A 17,874-nucleotide genomic window follows, 5' to 3' on the forward strand; every position below is an offset into this window, starting at 1 on the left:
TGCTTAGCATTTGGGTGGTTTACCGGGAGACGGTGGCTGGCCCGCCAACAGAAAGCGAGAACGACGTGGACCACAACGAAGCGCCACTGCTGGATGCCCTGGACCGCTACCACAAGCTGGACCGCTACGGCTTTACCCCGCCGGGCCACAGGCAGGGCCGTGGGGCGGATCCGCGTGTCCGGGACATCCTCGGGGCCGACACCTTCCGGGCTGACGTCCTTGCCTCGGCCGGCCTTGACGACCGGTCATCCTCCGGCGGCTACCTCAAGAAGGCCGAGCAGCTGATGGCCGATGCCGTGGGTGCCGAACAGGCCTTCTTCTCCACCTGCGGCAGCTCCCTTTCGGTAAAGGCCGCCGTCATCGCCGTAGCGGCCGGCAAAGGTGATTTGCTGGTCAGCCGCGACGCACATAAATCCATTACCGCCGGCTTGGTCTTCTCCGGCATCCAGCCCCGCTGGATCCGTCCCCGTTGGGACCCCAAGCTGCACCTGGCCCACCCGCCGTCGGCCGCGGACGTCGAGGAAATGTGGGACCGCTACCCGGATGCCGCCGGGGCGCTGATCGTCAGCCCCACGCCTTACGGGACCTGCGCAGACATTGCCGCCATCGCCAAGATATGCCACGACCGCGGCAAGCCCCTGATCGTGGACGAGGCCTGGGGTGCGCACCTGCCTTTCCACGAGGACCTCCCCACCTGGGCGATGAGTGCCGGCGCCGACATCTGCGTGGTCTCCGTGCACAAGATGGGTGCCGGCTTCGAACAGGGCTCCGTCTACCACCTGCAGGGCGACCTGGTGGATCCTGCGCATCTGTCCCAATGCGCGGACCTGTTGATGACCACCAGTCCGAACGCCATCCTGTACTCGGCCATCGACGGCTGGCGCCGCCAGATGGTCCAGCATGGGGCCGAACTTCTCGGCAACGCGCTGGACCTGGCCAAGAGGCTGCGCCGGGACATCGACGCGCTCCCGGGCATCCATGTGCTCGAGGACGAACTGCTGGCGGCCGAATCCTCACACGACCTGGACCGGCTGCAGGTCCTGATGGACCTCTCGGGGCTGGGCATCAGCGGCTACCAGGCGGCCGACTGGCTGCGCGAAAACCGCAATGTGGACATGGGCCTCAGCGACCACGCCCGCATCATGGCCACTCTCTCCATGGCCGACGACGACGCCTCTGCCCGGCGGCTCATGGAGGCTTTGCAGGCCCTTATCGAAGCGGCCCCGGCACTTCCCGGGCCTCCGCAGGTGAACCTGCCCTCGCCGTCGGACCTGGAACTGGAGACCGTGGCCCTTCCCAGGGACGCGTTCTTCGGCCCCACGGAGGATGTGCCCCGAAGCGAAACGGCAGGACGGGTGGCAGCAGAGCAGATTACCCCCTACCCGCCGGGCATCCCGGTGCTCGTCCCGGGGGAGAGGATCAACCAGGCCGTCATCGAGTACCTGGAATCGGGGCTGAAAGCCGGCATGGTGCTGCCCGATCCTGCGGACCCGTCACTGGGCACCATCCGGGTGGTCCGGGAGCAGTAGGGAAGTGCGGCTACAGTAAACGGCATGCCCGCCCATGATGCCCTGATACCCCCGCTGGATGAACTGCTGGCAGGAGCGCGCGTGGTCAGCCTGCCCATGCGGGTGAAGTTCCGCGGCATCATGGAACGCGAATCCCTGCTGCTGCGCGGTCCCGTCGGGTGGGGCGAGTTCTGTCCCTTCCCCGAGTACGGCGACGCCGAGGCCTCCCGCTGGCTGGCCGCCGCCATCGAAGCGGGCTGGCAGGGTTTCCCGGCGCCGTTGCGCACGTCCGTGCCGGTCAACGCCACCGTGCCGGCCGTTTCCGCGGACCGGGTGCCGGAGGTACTCGCCCGGTTCGGCCGGGTGGATGCGGTGAAGGTCAAGGTTGCCGAGCGCGGACAGTCCCTGGACGACGACGCCGCCCGGCTTCGTGCCGTCCGTGCGGCCCTGCCCCATGCCGCCGTCCGGGTGGACGCCAACGGCGGTTGGGACGTGCCCGAAGCGGTGGAGGCCCTGACCCGGCTGGCGACCGTAGGCCTGGAATACGCCGAGCAGCCGGTACCCACCATCGAAGGGTTGGCCGAGGTCCGTACCCGGCTGCGCGAGGCCGGAACGCCGGTGCTCATCGCCGCTGACGAGAGCGTGCGCAAGGAAACCGACCCACTGCGCGTGGCGCGGGCCGGGGCGGCGGACCTGATCGTCGTCAAGGTGGCCCCGCTGGGGGGAGTGCGGCGCGCCCTGGACATCGTGGCGCAGGCCGGACTCCCCGCCGTCGTCAGCTCCGCCTTGGACACCTCGGTGGGAATCCGCGCCGGCCTGGCGCTGGCGGCGGCCTTGCCTGAGCTGCCTTATGCGTGCGGGCTTGGCACGGTGTCGCTGTTTGAATCCGACGTCACCGTGGACCCGCTGGTGGCCGACGACGGCGCGATCGGCCTCCGCGATGCCGTTCCGGACGCCGGGCTGCTGGAGCGGTTTGCGGCTCCCGGGGAACGCCGGGACTGGTGGCTGGCCCGGCTCCGCCGCGTCCACGCCCTCCTCACCCCCTGACACGCCCGCTCACTTCTTTCGGCTGTTCCCGGCACGCCCGCTCACTTTTGGCGGTTTTTCCTGACACGCCCGCTCACTTCTGGCGGTTTCTCTTGGCACGCCCGCTCACTTTTGGCGGCGTTCCTGCAGGTCACGGGCGGTTAACCATAACTTCATCGAAAGGACGGGTTCCCGTAGGAACAGGCTGGAAGGGTGATCGGGCACCCCAAAGACATTCCTTCGGAAGGTTCCCCATGTCTGAAACTGCCCGCAAGTTCACCCTGCTGCCCATGCTCGGCCATACCAAGGGCAAGCGCAGCCCGGTCACATGCGCACTCAAATGCGACAACGCCTGCGCCGGCGAGGTCTGCAACACCAGCTCCAACAGCTACTTCCGCGACATCGCCTCCGCCACCTTGTCCCGCCGCGCCGCCCTGGGCCTGGGCGCCGCCGGTGCGCTCGCCGTCGCCCTCGGTTCCGCCGTGACCTCCGCCGAGCCCGCCTCAGCCGCCGGCCTGTCCAAGGCCGCCAAGGAAGGTTTCGGCAAGTCCAAGCTGCAGTTCACCGCCATCAAGCCGGTAGACAAGGCCGTTGACGCCTTCACCGTCCCGGACGGATTCACCTGGCAGCCCATCATCCGCTGGGGTGACCCGCTGTTCAACGATTCCCCGGACTTCGACCTGAACAACCAGACCGCGGCAGCGCAGGCCCGGCAGTTCGGCTACAACAACGACTACACGGACATCGTGGAGATCCCGGACAGCAAGGGCCGCCGCGCCGTGCTGTTCACCAACCACGAGTACACCAACGAAAACATCATGGTCCCCGCCGGCTACGACGCCAAGGAAACCCGCGCCATCGGCCGCGCCGCCCATGGCCTGGCCGTGGTGGAACTGGAACGCAAGAACACCACCAAGCCCTGGTCCTACGTCAAGGGGGCCCCGCTGAACCGCCGCTACCTCTCCGACACCACCTACGAACTCACCGGCCCGGTTGCCGGCTCGGCCCTGGTCAAGACCGTCGCCGACCCCTCCGGCCGCGCCATCAAGGGCACGTTCGGCAACTGCTCCGGCGGCACCACCCCCTGGGGCACCATCCTCTCGGGTGAGGAGAACTTCAACGGCTACTTCGTCTCCGGCGGCACCTCCGCCAGCGACAAGCGCTACGGCCTCACCGCCAAGCCCACCGCCCGCCAGTGGGAGCTGGACGATCCCCGCTTCGACACCCGAAACCCCGGCTACGAGAACGAAACCAACCGATTCGGCTGGATCGTCGAAGTCGACCCATTCGACCCCACCTCCACCCCCAAGAAGCGCTCCGCCATGGGCCGCTTCAAGCACGAGGGCGCCAACGTGATCGTGGCCGAATCCGGGCACGTGGTGGCTTACATGGGTGACGACGAGAAGTTCGACTACCTCTACAAGTTCGTCTCAACGGAGAAGTACCGTGAGGGCGACCGCCGGCACAACATGGACCTGCTCTCCGAGGGCGACCTGTACGTCGCCAAGTTCGCCGGCAACTCACCCGCCGCGGAGATCACCGGCACCGGGGCGCTTCCCGCTGACGGCGCTTTCGACGGTACCGGCCAGTGGCTGCCCCTGGTGGTCGGCGGCAAGTCCGCGGTGCCCGACATGTCCGTCGAGGAGGTCCTGGTCTACACCCGCCTGGCCGCGGACAAAGTGGGCCCCACCAAGATGGACCGCTGCGAGGACGTCCAGCCCAGCCTGCACACCGGCAAGGTGTACGTAGTCTGCACCAACAACTCGGACCGCGGCACCGGCACCAAGGAAGGCGCCACCGAAGTCAACCCGCGCACGCAGAACCGCGACGGGCACATCGTGGAAATCACCGAAGCCGGCGACCAGACGTCCACTAAGTTCAACTGGACCCTCCTGATGGTCTGCGGCGATCCGGCCCAGGGCGATGTCACCTACTTCTCCGGCTACCCGGTGGACAAGGTTTCGCCCATCTCCTGCCCGGACAACGTGGCCTTCGACTCCGTGGGCAACCTCTGGATCTCCACCGACGGCGCCCCCTCCGGCATCGGTTACAACGATGGCCTCTTCAAGGTCACCCTGGGCGGTGCGGAGCGCGGCAAGGTGGAGCAGTTCCTTTCGGTTCCGCGCGACGCCGAGACCTGCGGACCGGTCATCCACGACGACGAGCGCACCGTGTTTGTCTCCGTGCAGCACCCGGGCGAGGAAGGCACCTTCGAGGCGCCGCATTCCTTCTTCCCGGACTACGTCCCGGCAGGTACGACGCCGGCCGCCGGCAAGGTGCGCGCGCCCCGTCCGGCAGTGGTTCAGGTGTTCCGCGGCTAACCCCCTCGTTGCTCTATCACTTATGGTCCCCAAAGCCTCGGTTTAGGGACCATAAGTGATAGGGCATCCGGGGAGCGGGGTGGGCGCCGGGTGGTGGCAGACTGGTTGGGTGACTTTGCCGAACGATTCTGCACCGAATATCCCCGAGGTGGACGCACCCCAGTTGAGCGCGCTTGCTGCGGCCCGGATCGCGGTGGATGTACTGCTCGACGGCGGTGTGCGGCACGTGGTGGTCTCGCCCGGTTCACGGTCGGCCCCCATGGCCTACGCCCTGGCCGAGGCGTCGGCCGCCGGCCGGGTGGACCTGCTGGTCCGGATCGACGAACGGTCCGCCGGTTTCACGGCGCTGGGCCTTGCCCTCTCCACCGGCACGCCGGCAGCCGTCCTCACCACGTCCGGGACCGCCGTCGGGAACCTGATGCCTGCGGTGATGGAGGCGAACCATGCCGCCGTGCCGCTGATCGTCCTGTCGGCGGACCGGCCCGAGGAACTGCGCGGGACCGGCGCCAACCAGACCACAGTCCAGCCTGACCTGTTCGGCGAGCAGGTCCGGTTCGCTGCCGACGTTCCCGCCGGGTCCAGCCCGCAGCGCGCTGTGGAAACCGGGCTGTCAGCGGCAACCGGGGCGTTCCCGGACCTGCCGCCGGGACCGGTCCAGCTCAACCTCGCGTTCCGTGACCCGCTGGTTCCGTCGTCTCGTGACGGGTTGCCGGAGGCGGTGGAGCGGCCGCGCTACCGGGTGGGCTTCGAGCCGCTGGTCATGAACCTGCCGCCGGCCCCGGAGGACCTGCCCGGGCGGCGGACGGTGGTCCTCGCCGGGCACGACGCCGGGCCGGTCGCCGAGGCGTTCGCCCGCGCCCACAACCTCCCGTTGCTGGCCGAGCCCTCCTCCAACGCCCGGTTTGGCCCCAACGCGGTGGGCCCCTACCGTCTGCTGCTGGAGCACTTCGGGCCCGGCTCGACCCAGCCCATCGAGCGGGTGGTGCTGTTCGGCCGGCCTACGCTGTCCCGCCCGGTGGCCTCACTCCTTGCCCGCGCGGATGTTGAGTCAGCCCTGTACCAGCCGGTTCCGGTCGCCTGGTACGAACCCGGACGCCGCACGGAACTGCCGCTGGAGAACCTCGCGGACGTGGCCGGATTTGCTGGCCGCGGGACCGCCGCCTGGCTGGACACCTGGCTCCTCGCCGGCTCGGCCGCCCAGCACGCGCTGGACCAAGTGGTCACCGACGAAGCCGCCGCCACCGGTCCGTCCGTCGGATCCCTGGTCTGGAGGAATGCGCGCGGCCAACTGCTGCTCGGATCCTCCAACGGCATCCGGGATGTTGACCTCGCCGGTTTGCCCGCCCCGGAACCCGCCGCCACCGTCTACGCCAACCGGGGGCTGGCCGGAATCGACGGCACCATTTCCACGGCCACCGGCATCGCGCTGGGCGGCCTGCAGGAAACCACGGTGCTGCTGGGCGACGTGACGTTCCTGCACGACATCGGCGGCCTCCTCCTCGGCGCGGGGGAAGAGCAGCCGGACCTGCGGATCGTGGTCCTCAACGACTCCGGCGGCGCCATTTTCAGCCTGTTGGAGCACGGCGGCGTGGAGGCAGCCGGCCGCTACGGGGACGCCGTCGAACGCCTCTTTGGCACCCCGCACTCGGTGGACATCGCGGCACTCGCCGGGGCATACGGCGTCGGACACTCGCTGGTAAGTACGACGGCGGGACTCGCCGAAGCGCTCGCCCGGCCTGTGCAGGGGCGCAGCATCGTGGAAGTCCGTACGGACCGCCGGCAGCTCAGGCAGCTCCATGCCCGCATTAAGGATGCCGTGGCCGCCGCCGTCGCGGGAGTGCTCGCGGGCCAGTAGGCAGCCGGCCCCGTCGCATTCGCCAGCCTCCGACGCGCGAATTAGCCCGCGACGCAAAAATTCCCTGGCGCTACCGGAATAACGGCGGCGCCAGGGAATGTGCGTATCGAAAGTGAAAATGCGGCGCGTCAGAGCACGCGGCCCAGGAACTCCTTGGTCCGGGCATGCTGCGGGTTGGCGATGATCTCCCGGGGATCGCCCGATTCCACCACCACACCGCCGTCCATGAAGGTCAGGGTGTCACCCACTTCGCGGGCAAAACCGATCTCGTGGGTCACCACGATCATGGTCATGCCGGACTTTGCCAGGTCCTTCATTACGTTCAGGACATCGCCCACCAGCTCCGGGTCGAGCGCCGAGGTGGGCTCGTCGAAGAGCATGAGCTCCGGGTCCATGGCCAGGGCACGGGCAATGGCGACGCGCTGCTGCTGGCCGCCCGAGAGCTGGGACGGGTAGTGGCCGGCGCGGTCACCGAGACCCACCCGGTCCAGCAGCTCCAGCGCACGCTTCTGGGCGGCAGCCTTGGACTGGCCCTTTACGTGCACCGGCGCTTCCATCACGTTCTGCAGCGCGGTCTTGTGCGGGAACAGGTTGAACCGTTGGAACACCATGCCGATTTCGCGGCGCTGGGCGGCGATTTCCTTGGTCTTGAGGTCGTGGAGCTTGCCGTTGACCTCGCGGTAGCCAATCAGCTGGCCACCCACGGAGATCCGACCGGCGCTGATGGACTCCAACAGGTTCACGCAGCGGAGCATGGTGGACTTGCCGGAACCCGACGGCCCGATCACCACCGACACCTCGCCCTGCTGGACCGTCATATCGATGCCCCGGAGGACATGGTGGGGCCCGTAGAACTTGTGCAGGCCCTCGATCTTGACCAGCGGCTTTTCTGCTGTGACCGTCATCGTGCACTCTCCTCGGGGAAGTCCGTCTTCATCGACCGCTGGGCGTCAGCACCGGCGCCGGCAGCCTTGGCGGCGGCCGGATTCACGGCTGCGGGAGCGAGGTTGTCCACGCCCTTGCCGTAATAGGCCTCGAGGTAGTGCTGGCCCACCATGAGGATGCTGGTGACGAGCAGGTACCAGAACGCGGCAACGATCAGCAGCGGAATCGGAAGGTAGATGCGGTTTGCCAGGGCGTTGGTGGCGAACGTCAAGTCCAGCGTGAACGGGACCGCCAGGACCAGCGAGGTGGTCTTCAGCATGCCGATGGTTTCGTTGCCGGTTGGCGGAACGATGATCCGCATGGCCTGCGGCAGGATGATCCGCCACATGATCTTGCCCTTGGACATGCCGAGCGCCTCGGCGGCTTCCTGCTGGCCCCTGTCCACGGACTTGAGGCCGGCCCGGAAGATCTCCGCCAAGTATGCCGATTCATTCAGGCCGAGGCCGAGGATCGCGGGGATCAGGCCTTTGCTGGGATCGGACAGCGCATAGCTGAAGAGCTCGGGACCAAACGGAATACCCAGCGTGAAGGCCGGGTAGAGAACCGTTACGAGGCCCCAGAACACCAGCTGCGTGTAGACCGGAGTTCCGCGGAAGAACCACACCCACACCCAGCTGGACCAGCGGAAGACCGGGTTGTCGGACTGCCGCATGACTGCCAGAAGGATGGCCAGGACGATTGCCAGGACCATCGACGCCACCGTCAGCAGGAGCGTCCATCCCACGCCCTGGACAACCTTGACGTCCAGGATGTAGGTGCCCACAACGTCCCAGCGGAAGTTGGAGTTGGTGAACAGGCTCTGCACGAGCCCGGCCACGAGGAGGAGGATGATGACGGCGCTGATCCACCGGCCGGGGTGGCGCACCGGCACGGACTTATTCAGTACCGGTGCGTCCCCTTGTTGATGGTGTTCCATGTGCACACCTGACTTGTCGTCGGTAACGCGGAAACTCAAGACTTGACCGCCGGGTTGACCTCGGACTTGGTGATGGCGCCCTCAGAGTTGCCCCAGCCTTCCAGGATCTTCTTGTAGGAGCCGTCTGCCATCAGCTTGGTTACGGCCTTCTGGATGACGTCAGCCCAGGCGGTGTCGGCCTTGGCCACGGCGATGCCCTGGGGAGCCGAGTCGTAGACGTCGCCCAGCTTTTCCAGCTGGCCGTTGGTCTGGGTCAGGGCGTAGCCGATGATGGGGGAGTCGGCGGCCATGGCGTCGATGCTGCCATTGACAAGGCGCGTGGTGACGTCCGTCTGGTTCTTCAGGGTGACGATGTCAATGGGCTTCTTGCCGTCGGCGGCGCACTTCTGGTTGCGGTCGGCAAGGTCCGGGTCTTCCTGCACGGTGCCGGTCTGCACGCCGATGGACTTGCCGCAGACGTCGTCCAGGGAGAACTTCTTGGGGTTGCCCTTCTGCACGGCCCAGGCGGTGCCGGCGTTGAAGTAGCTGACCATGTTCACGGCACCCAGGCGCTCGGGGTTGATGGTGAACGAGGAGATGCCCAGATCATACTTCGGGCCGAGGGCCGGGAGGATGCCAGTGAACTCAGCGGTCTGGACCTGGACCTTGAGGCCAAGGGTGGCGCCGATGGCCTTGGCGATGTCCACGTCGTAGCCCACGGGAGTCTGGCCGTCCGGACCGAGGAATTCGGCGGGTGCGTAGCTGGTGTCCGAACCAACCGTGATGGTGCCCTTGGACTTGATGGCGTCCGGGACCATGGCGGCCAGGGCGTCGTCCTTCTTGATGGTGGTGGGATCAAAGCTGGCTGCGGCGCTGCCCGACGAGGTAGCCGCGCTGGAAGGACCCGTTTCCGAGGCGTTGGTGCATGCTGAGAGGGCCAGGGCGCTGATGGCGATCATAGTGGCGGCGGTCAGCTTGGAAGTGCCCAGGAGGGTACGGGGAGTCTGCATTTCTTACCTTTTGTTGCAGGGGCTATGAGGTACTAACGCGGCTTATAGTGTAACGCTCAACAAGAGAGGTACGTCACACGCAACTAAGTTTCACTATTGGATAACTGTAGCGGGGGCAAAATCAAGCCTTTCGGAGCAGGAGTTGTCTGCCATCCCAGACTCAGTCCCGCCAGGCGTCAGCTGTTGATGCCCAGGGACTCCAGCATCGGCCGGAATTTGGCCCACGTTTCGGCCAATTCGGCCGCCGGAAGCGAGCCATCGACTATTCCGCAACCGGCATAGAGCCGGACGGTGTCGGCAGATTCGATGACGGCGCCGCGCAACGCGATGCCCCATTCGCCGTTGCCCGCGGCGTCCAGCCAGCCGACCGGGCCTGCATACGGTCCACGGTCCAGGTGCTCCAGCGTGCGGATCAATTCGCCCGCCACAAGAGTGGGCGTCCCGCAGACGGCCGCGGTGGGGTGCAGCGCATTGATCAGCGCCAGGCACGTGGGCACGTGCCCTTCCACCTCGGTGAGTTCGGCCTTGACGTCGGAGGCCAGGTGCCAGACGTTGGGCAGCTCCAGGATGAACGGCTCATCATGCGCATTCATTGCCTCGGAAAAGGGCGCCAGCTGCTTGGTCAGCGACTGGATGGCGATCTCGTGCTCATGCCGCTGTTTCTCCGAGCCCGCCAGCACCCGTGTTGCGTAGTCCATCGGCGCGCCATCCTCGCCGTGGGCGTCCCGTCGGTCAAGTGTGCCCGCCAGCACGCGCGCCTGGGCGGTGCGCCCTTCCACCTGGATCAACATCTCCGGCGTGGCGCCAACCAGGCCATCCACCCCGTAGGTCCAGCACTCGCGGTACCTGGCCGCGAGCTCGCGCAGCACATCCGCTGCATGCACGCCGGAGGGAATAGTTGCCACCACGTCCCGCGCCAGCACCAGCTTCTCCAACGCCCCAGTGCGGATTTCCGCGACGCCGGCGGCCACGGCATCCATCCAGGCTTCCTCGCTGAGGGAGCCGGTGTGCAGTGTTGCGCCCGCGGCCAGGGGGAGTGGACGCACGACGGCGCCGCCGGCCGGACCTTGCGTCCCATCCAAGGTGCCGTCCCCGGCCAGGCCCGCTGCCGCCGTCGTACCTTCACCGGTGGGGGAACCTGCGGAACTGCTGCTGAGCCAGCGTTCCAGTGCGGCGGCGGCCGTCTCTTCGGTGAGGGGGGCGTCGTCGAACGTTAACTGGGTGAGCCACGCCTGGCTGTCACGGACGCCCACCACGATCTCCGGCACGATCAGGCGCGACTCGTACCGGGAGGTCTTGGAGAAAGCGAAGGAACCGAAAGCGACCGGGCCGGTGCCGGGCAGCTCCACCGCATCCGTGACGTCCGCCTCCAGGACCAGGTGCCGCCACCAGATATCCGCTTCCAGGAACCGTTCCGGCCCGGTGGCGGTGAACCGCGCGATCTCCCCGAAGCCCGCCAGTCCGGCCTCGCGGCGCGTCCAACAGAGGATGTCGTCCCGGACCAGAAACGAAGGCAGCCCCCCGGGGAATGTTTTGCCATCCAGGGGGACTGTCAAGGTGCGGAACGTGCTCGTCATGATGAGACAACACTACTCCCGCGTAGGCGGCGGCCTTCTCCGGGGGCCAGGGAGGGTCAAAAAGGAGATGGAGCCGCTGGTCCGGACCCGCGCGAACATTTGAGACAATGTCATGGTGAACCGAGCATCCTTGGATAAGCGTCCGGACGAAGTAGCCACGATGTTTGACGACGTCGCACCGAAATACGACGTCGTCAACGATGTCCTGTCCATGGGACAGACCCGCCGCTGGCGGAAGATCGTGGTGGACGCGATGGAAGTCTCCAAGGGCCAGCGCGTCCTTGATCTCGCGGCCGGCACGGGCACCTCCAGCGAGCCGTATGCCGACGCCGGCATAGACGTGGTGGCCTGCGACTTCTCCCTGGGAATGCTCAAGGTGGGCAAGCGCCGCCGCCCGGACATCAACTTCATCGCCGGTGACGCCACCAACCTCCCCTTCGCGGACAACACTTTTGATGCCACCACCATCTCCTTTGGGCTGCGCAACGTGAACGAGCCCAAGAAGGCGCTGGCCGAGATGCTGCGCGTCACCAAGCCCGGCGGCCGCCTGGTCATCGCCGAGTTCTCGCAGCCCGTGGTCCCGCTCTGGCGCACTATGTACACCGAATACCTGATGCGCGCCCTGCCGGCCATCGCCGTCAAGGTTGCCTCCAACCCGGACGCCTACGTCTACCTGGCCGAATCCATCCGCGCCTGGCCGGACCAGGACCACCTGGCGGCCTGGCTGCAGGAAAGCGGCTGGGAGAAGGTCACGTACCGCAACCTCACCGGCGGCATCGTGGCGGTGCACCGGGCGTTCAAGCCCGCCTCCGAGAATGCCGCTGCAGCCATCGCTGCGCACAAGGGCCCGGTGGCCAAGCTGCGCCGCAACATCGTCCGCTGACCTGTGAAGGTACTGATTGTCGGCGCGGGACCGGCCGGATCCACTGCCGCGTACTACCTCGCCAAAGCGGGAGTTGAGGTCACGGTCCTGGAAAAGACCAGCTTCCCCCGCGAGAAGGTTTGCGGGGACGGGCTCACGCCCCGCGCCGTCCGTGAGATCCAGAAGCTGGGCCTCCCGCACCCCGAGAATGACGGCTGGCGGCGGAACAAGGGCCTGCGCCTGATCGCCGGCGGCCGCACCATCGAACTGCCCTGGCCCGAGGTGTCCGATTTCCCGCAGTACGGCCTGATCCGCACCCGGCTGGGCTTTGACGAGGAACTGGCCCGGCATGCTGAGGCTGCCGGTGCCACCATCCTCGAGCGGCACAGCGTCACCGAGGCCCTCCGGGACGACGCCGGCCGCGTCACCGGGGTCCGCGCAGCGCTCCTTGACGAGTCCGGACGCAAGACGGGGGAGACGCGTGACTTCAGTGCCGACGTCGTCCTCGCTGCAGATGGCAACTCCACCCGCACCGCCGTGTCGCTCGGGATCCAAAAGCGCGACGACCGCCCCCTCGGCGTCGCCGTCCGCACCTACTTCACCTCCGCCCGCACCGACGACGACTGGATGGAAGGCTGGCTGGAACTGCCCGGCCGCGACGGCAAGCTGCTGCCCGGCTACGGCTGGGTGTTCGGCGTGGGCGACGGCACCTCCAACGTGGGCCTGGGCATCCTGAACTCTTCCAAGGAATTCGGCAAGCTGGACTACAAGCAGGTCCTGCGCGAATGGACCGCCGGCATGCCCGCCGACTGGGGCTTCACTCCGGAGAACCAGGTGGGCGAAATCCGCGGCGCCGCGCTGCCCATGGGCTTCAACCGCACACCCCACTACTCTCCGGGCCTGCTCCTTCTGGGCGACGCCGGCGGCATGGTGTCCCCGTTCAACGGCGAAGGCATCTCCTACGCGATGGAGTCGGCGCGGTTTGCCGCCGAGTTCATCATCGACGCCGCCTCCCGTTCGGCTGCTTTGGGCGGAACGTACGACGCCGATGCGCACCTTTCGCGGTACGCCGACTACGTGCGGGGCCAGTGGGGTTCGCACTTCACCCTGGGCCGGGCCTTCGCCGCGCTCATCGGCAAGCCCGCCGTCATGAAGCTCGCGCTGCGGACCGGCATGCCCATCCCGGTCCTGATGCGGTTCGTGGTCCGGCTCCTGGCCAACCTTACGGACCCCTCAGCGAAGGGCCTCGAGGACCGGGTGATCCGCGTCCTGGAATCGCTGGTTCCGGCCACATCCAATGCCCCGTCAGCTCCGAACCAGCGGTATCCGCAACAAAAAGTTAGGGTTAACCCGTGACCAAATCCGCAGACCACAGCTGGACGCACGCCGGGCACGGCCTGCCGGACTCCGAACCCAGCCTCAATACCACCGCCATTGCCACGGGACTGCAGCTTCCTGCCGGCTTTGCAGCCATTGCGGGCGACGACGAACTGGGCCCGGCCATCACCAACAACCTGGCCAAGGTGGAGAAGAAGCTTCGCGAGGCCATCGCCAACTCGGACCCGCTGGCCGATGCTACGTCGCGCCACCTGGTGGAAGCCGGCGGCAAGCGCATCCGGCCGCTGCTGACCCTGCTCTGCGCACACCTCGGCGACGCATCGCTGCCCGCCGTGGTCCAGGCCGCCGTCGTGGTTGAACTGACGCACTTGGCCACCCTGTACCACGACGACGTCATGGACTCCGCACCGTTCCGCCGCGGCGCCCCCACGGCCCACGAGGTGTGGGGCAACTCGGTGGCAGTGCTCACCGGCGACCTGATCTTCGCCCGGGCATCCATCCTGGTGTCCGAACTCGGTGGGCGGGCGCTGGGCATCCAGGCACGCACATTTGAGCGCCTGTGCCTCGGCCAGCTGCACGAGACCGTGGGCCCGCGTCCGGATGAGGACCCGGTGGAGCATTACCTCTCGGTGATCGCGGACAAGACCGGTTCCCTGGTGGCGGCCTCAGGCCAGTTCGGTGCCATCTTCTCCGGCGCCGACGAGGCTTTTGAGGACATCCTGGTGGAGTACGGCGAGAAGGTGGGCGTTGCCTTCCAGCTGGCCGACGACGTCATCGACGTCACCGGTGTCAAGGTCAAGTCCGGCAAGTCGCCCGGAACGGACCTCCGTGAAGGGGTTCCCACCCTTCCTGTGCTTCTCCTGCGCAAGGCTGCCGCTGATGGCGACCAGTCCGCCGTCGACCTTTTGACGCTGATTGACGGGGACCTGACCTCGGACGAAGCTCTTGCCGCCGCCGTCGCCGGGCTGCGCGAGCACCCTGTCACGGCCGAGTCCTGGGTGGTGGCACGCCGCTGGGCCGACGAAGCCATCGCCGCCCTGGCCCCGTTGCCCGAGGGCGTGGTCAAGGAATCGCTGTCCAACTTTGCGCTGGCCGTGGTGGACCGCGCCAGCTGATCCTTGGTGGGAGCCCGGTGCCTCTGGTTCAGCCAGCAGGTGCCGGGCTTTTCCTTTGGGGTGTGGCGTTAACGGGATAGCCCCGGTCCTCAACAACCGAAGCTGCTGTGAACCGGGGCTATCTCTCCGTTCGCATCAGACCCGCCGGAGGCGTTTAGCGGATCCGTGAATAGCTTATGACAGCTTTGTCACAGTGCGCAAGTCTTCTGTAACTGCGGGTGTCAAAAAGTTTTGGCGCTGAGTCTGCCCATGTTTGAGCACCAGGGGTGGACCAGCGTCGGCGGGTTGCCGTGGCGCGCCGGGACCGCTGCCCGAACTTGAGGAGTTTCAGCGGCGCGGGTTATGCACATAGCGTGAACCAGGCTCTTGGGTATGTGCGTCCGTCCGCTGTGCTGGCCTTATGGATGTTTGTCATTTCCTTCGCAATGCCGGTTCTGTGGCCCGCACCCAAACAATTTTGAAAGCCGGGTTCTCGGACCGGGATATCCGCAATGCGGCGGCATCTGGTGAGCTCTGCCGTCTCAGGCACGGAGTGCTGGCCCTGCGGGAAGCCCCTCAGGACTTTGTTACTGCAGTGCTCGGTAACGGGCTACTCACCTGCGCCTCAGGGGCTCCGCACCGCGGACTGTGGTTGCTGCACGGGCCGGACAAGGTACATCTGCTGTGCCGGCACGGCGGGCCGCCGAATGCCGTGGTGCACCGCGGGTCCCTGGTCCAGCATGGTACGGCGGAGCCCGTTGCCAGCACCACCGATATCCTCATCCACGGCTTGCGCTGCCTGCCTGAGATCGAGGCCGCTGTGATGGTGGAGAGCGCGGTGCGGCTGGGCGTGACGACGTTGCCCTACCTGCATCAACGGCTGCCGGGGAACCGCAACGGAGCCGCCCGCAAAGTCCTGGACCTTGTCGACGGCAGCGCGGACTCACCAATTGAAGTGGTGGCCCGCATTCTCTTTCGTGGCGCGGGAATCCATACGCAAACCCAGGTCGGATTGCCCGGAATCGGCTTCGTGGACTTCCTGCTTGAGGGTTTCCTGATCGTCGAGATTGACGGCGGCAGCCACCTCGAGCCGCGACAAGTGAAGAAGGACCGGTCACGGAACAATGCCAGCACCCTCAGCGGCTACGCGGTACTGCGGTATGGGTATGCGGACGTTGTCCATAACCCCGAGAAGGTGGTCGCCGAAGTTTGGCAGGTGCTGAGGGGCAGGGTTATCCGCTGAAATTCACCGGCTTTGAATCTTGAAACTGCAAGACGCGCCGGCAAAACCGGGGACACGCCGTCGACACCCCTCAAAGGTGGGGAGATTCAGCGGGCCCCGGGAAGGCAGCGCCAAAAAGCGGGGAGAGCCCTACTCTTCCTCTTCGTCTTCCTCGAAAGCCCACTCGAACATGTCGAAGACGAACTCGGAGAAGGTGCCTTCCTCGGACTTCCACTGGCCGCGGGCATTGTTGCGGCGGTACACGATGGGGTCCGGCACGCCGAGGTCGCCCACGCGGAAGCCCCAAGTGAACTGTTCCTCTTCGTCTTCGAGGAACATCAGGAAGCCTTCATCATCGACTTCAAGCTCTTCGGGGTCCCAGAAGTAGTGGTACGCCTCCATCAGGTCCTCGCAGCCGCCCAGGGCCAGATAGAACTCGCGCAGGACCAGCGGGATCTCAAACTGGTGCTCGGCGAGGGCTTCGTCCAGCTCCGCCTGGGTCAGGCCGTCCGCTTCCTGCCATTCATCCTCGAGATACTTCGGAACAAGCGCGCGGAACTTCTCGAGGAACATGTCAGTCATGGTCATATCCTAGCCAATCCCGGACCCCTCAAAATGACATGGAACAGCCACTACAACCCTGTATCGCCCGCCCGCCGGTGCCATCCGCGGACGGCAAGCGGCGCCTGCCACGACCGCCGCCAGGCCAGGACCCGGAACGTGAAAACCAGTGCCGCGATGGCGGCCGCCGTCAGCACGTTGAATACGCCCACCACCCACAGGGCAGCAGTCAGCGACGAACCCAGGAACGCCGGCAGCGCGTATATGTCCTTGGGGTTGAACAATTCCGGCACCTCGTTGGCGGTGATGTCCCGCAGCAGGCCGCCGCCCACAGCTGTCGTCACACCGAGCAGCACGGACGCCACCGGGTTCAGGCCCGTGGCCAGCGCCTTGAGCGTGCCGGTCATGCAGAACAGGGCCAGGCCGGCGGCGTCGAAGAGGATCAGCAGGGATGTGTAGCGCTGGACGCTGGAAAACAGGAAGAACACCAGCACCGTGGCCAGCACCGGCGGGGCCAGGTACGCCGGATTGGTGAAGGCCGCCGGAACTATGCCCAGGATGATGTCCCGGATGACGCCGCCGCCGAGCCCCACCAGCGACGCCAGCAGGAGCGATCCCACAATATCGATCTGCTTCCGCGCCGCGAGCAGTGAACCCGAGACCGCGAAGAAGAACACGCCCAGCAGATCCAGCCACACCGGGGAGTTGTCAAAGGCGAATGTCATGGGACGTCCCGGTATTTCAAAGAGGGCGGACAGGGCGGCTCCAACGTTACGCTAGCCCCTATGAACAGCCCCATCATGATCGCTTGCGCCCATGGGACGTCCAACACACAGGGGGCCGCGGAGGTCAACGCCCTGCGCGTCGCCATTGCGGAACTGCGCCCCGGGCTCGACGTCCGCGAAGCCTATGTGGACGTCCAGCAGCCGGACCTGGTGGATGTGGTGGCGGGCCTGCCGGAGGGGGAGCCCGCGGTAGTGGTGCCGCTGCTGCTCAGTGTTGGCTACCACGTGAAGGTGGACATTGCGCGGGCGGTGAAGAGTCGACCTGGGAGTGCCGCCGCCGCTCCGCTGGGCCCGGACCATCGGCTTGCCGCGCTGCTGGACCAGCGGCTGCGGGAGGCAGGCACCACGGACAACGACGTCGTCGTCCTTGCCGCCGCGGGCTCGTCCAATCCCAACGCCGCGGTCAGTGTTGAGGAAGTGCTGGGCCAGTTGCAGGCGCTGCGGTCCAATCGCATCGTGGCCGCCTACGGTGCCTCCGCCAAGCCTTCCGTGCCCGACGCCGTCGCGATGCTTCGGGAGGAGCTGGCAGGAGGTGCGGGGGCGGGGGAGTCCGCGGGAGCGGTCGACGTCGGCGGCCGCGTGGTGATTGCCTCCTATCTCCTGGCGCCGGGCTACTTCCACGACCAGCTGGCGAAGGCGGGGGCCGACGTCGTCACCGAGCCCCTGCTGCCGTCCGCCACGCTCGCTGAAATCGCGCTGGACAGGTACGACGCCGCCGTCGCGAAGATGCGTGAAACGCCCTCCGAGCCTGCCCCGGAAGCCGCACCGGCAGCGCCGGAGGCAGCAGCAGCCGGGGCGCCTGCCGATGCACAGGAGGGTGGCTTCTTCAAGGCCGTCCGGCGTTTCGTGACGAAATATTTCCCTAGGTGACTCTG

At 66.8% G+C, this 17,874-nt stretch carries 15 protein-coding genes; 9 read left to right on the plus strand and 6 right to left on the minus strand.

Translation table 11 applies throughout. The features are described from left to right. Window positions 1–65 precede the first annotated feature (65 nt). From AB4Y79_RS01715 to menD, 4 genes are all read left to right on the plus strand, one after another. Window positions 66–1,529, plus strand: a complete 1,464-nt coding sequence (locus AB4Y79_RS01715) for an aminotransferase class I/II-fold pyridoxal phosphate-dependent enzyme (protein WP_441858186.1) — start codon at window positions 66–68, stop codon at window positions 1,527–1,529. A gap of 24 nt (window positions 1,530–1,553) precedes the next feature. Beyond that, window positions 1,554–2,555, plus strand: coding sequence for an o-succinylbenzoate synthase (locus AB4Y79_RS01720; protein WP_441858188.1), 1,002 nt, complete (start codon window positions 1,554–1,556; stop codon window positions 2,553–2,555). 233 nt (window positions 2,556–2,788) lie between these two features. Beyond that, window positions 2,789–4,855, plus strand: coding sequence for a PhoX family protein (locus tag AB4Y79_RS01725; RefSeq protein WP_441858190.1), 2,067 nt, complete (start codon window positions 2,789–2,791; stop codon window positions 4,853–4,855). A 115-nt stretch (window positions 4,856–4,970) separates the two neighbouring features. Next, on the plus strand, window positions 4,971–6,710 hold the full coding sequence (menD, locus tag AB4Y79_RS01730) for a 2-succinyl-5-enolpyruvyl-6-hydroxy-3-cyclohexene-1-carboxylic-acid synthase (RefSeq protein ID WP_441858312.1): 1,740 nt from the start codon (window positions 4,971–4,973) through the stop codon (window positions 6,708–6,710). Between the two features lie 128 nt (window positions 6,711–6,838). Here the strand turns inward: menD and AB4Y79_RS01735 are convergent, their stop codons facing one another. From AB4Y79_RS01735 to AB4Y79_RS01750, 4 genes are all read right to left on the minus strand, one after another. Further along, window positions 6,839–7,615, minus strand: coding sequence for an amino acid ABC transporter ATP-binding protein (locus tag AB4Y79_RS01735; RefSeq protein WP_308930159.1), 777 nt, complete (start codon window positions 7,613–7,615; stop codon window positions 6,839–6,841). Next, window positions 7,612–8,571, minus strand: coding sequence for an amino acid ABC transporter permease (locus tag AB4Y79_RS01740; RefSeq protein ID WP_387451069.1), 960 nt, complete (start codon window positions 8,569–8,571; stop codon window positions 7,612–7,614). The genes AB4Y79_RS01735 and AB4Y79_RS01740 overlap by 4 nt, the downstream gene beginning before the upstream one ends. Before the next feature lie 35 nt (window positions 8,572–8,606). Continuing rightward, complete coding sequence (locus AB4Y79_RS01745; RefSeq protein WP_441858193.1) at window positions 8,607–9,560, minus strand: ABC transporter substrate-binding protein; 954 nt, start codon at window positions 9,558–9,560, stop codon at window positions 8,607–8,609. A 176-nt stretch (window positions 9,561–9,736) separates the two neighbouring features. Continuing rightward, entirely contained in the window at window positions 9,737–11,137 is a 1,401-nt protein-coding gene (locus AB4Y79_RS01750) for an isochorismate synthase (protein ID WP_441858195.1), read from the minus strand. 115 nt (window positions 11,138–11,252) lie between these two features. Here AB4Y79_RS01750 and AB4Y79_RS01755 point away from each other — a divergent pair, with 115 nt between their 5' ends. The 4 genes from AB4Y79_RS01755 (at window position 11,253) to AB4Y79_RS01770 (ending at window position 15,674) form a co-directional block, all read left to right on the plus strand. After that, window positions 11,253–12,020 (plus strand): demethylmenaquinone methyltransferase, encoded by a 768-nt coding sequence (locus AB4Y79_RS01755; RefSeq protein WP_441858197.1) that lies wholly within the window; start codon window positions 11,253–11,255, stop codon window positions 12,018–12,020. 3 nt (window positions 12,021–12,023) lie between these two features. Then, window positions 12,024–13,355 carry a geranylgeranyl reductase family protein gene (locus tag AB4Y79_RS01760; RefSeq protein WP_441858199.1) on the plus strand — a complete coding sequence of 444 codons (1,332 nt, stop codon included), beginning with the start codon at window positions 12,024–12,026 and terminating at the stop codon, window positions 13,353–13,355. Further along, window positions 13,352–14,452, plus strand: coding sequence for a polyprenyl synthetase family protein (locus tag AB4Y79_RS01765; RefSeq protein WP_441858201.1), 1,101 nt, complete (start codon window positions 13,352–13,354; stop codon window positions 14,450–14,452). The genes AB4Y79_RS01760 and AB4Y79_RS01765 overlap by 4 nt, the downstream gene beginning before the upstream one ends. Before the next feature lie 532 nt (window positions 14,453–14,984). Further along, the gene (locus tag AB4Y79_RS01770; protein ID WP_441858203.1) at window positions 14,985–15,674 is read left to right on the plus strand and encodes an endonuclease domain-containing protein; all 690 of its coding nucleotides are present in this window, start codon (window positions 14,985–14,987) and stop codon (window positions 15,672–15,674) included. A gap of 129 nt (window positions 15,675–15,803) precedes the next feature. On the opposite strand, the gene AB4Y79_RS01775 is transcribed toward AB4Y79_RS01770, so the two are convergent. Together AB4Y79_RS01775 and AB4Y79_RS01780 are read right to left on the minus strand one after the other, a co-directional pair. Further along, complete coding sequence (locus AB4Y79_RS01775; protein ID WP_441858205.1) at window positions 15,804–16,235, minus strand: hypothetical protein; 432 nt, start codon at window positions 16,233–16,235, stop codon at window positions 15,804–15,806. A gap of 50 nt (window positions 16,236–16,285) precedes the next feature. Continuing rightward, window positions 16,286–16,939, minus strand: coding sequence for a trimeric intracellular cation channel family protein (locus AB4Y79_RS01780; RefSeq protein WP_441858207.1), 654 nt, complete (start codon window positions 16,937–16,939; stop codon window positions 16,286–16,288). A gap of 60 nt (window positions 16,940–16,999) precedes the next feature. On the opposite strand from AB4Y79_RS01780, the gene AB4Y79_RS01785 reads away from it, so the two are divergent. Then, window positions 17,000–17,869 (plus strand): sirohydrochlorin chelatase, encoded by an 870-nt coding sequence (locus AB4Y79_RS01785; protein ID WP_441858209.1) that lies wholly within the window; start codon window positions 17,000–17,002, stop codon window positions 17,867–17,869. The last annotated feature ends 5 nt before the right edge of the window (window positions 17,870–17,874 follow it).

The sequence above is a fragment of the Pseudarthrobacter sp. YAF2 genome (assembly GCF_052113345.1).
Taxonomy (GTDB): domain Bacteria; phylum Actinomycetota; class Actinomycetes; order Actinomycetales; family Micrococcaceae; genus Arthrobacter.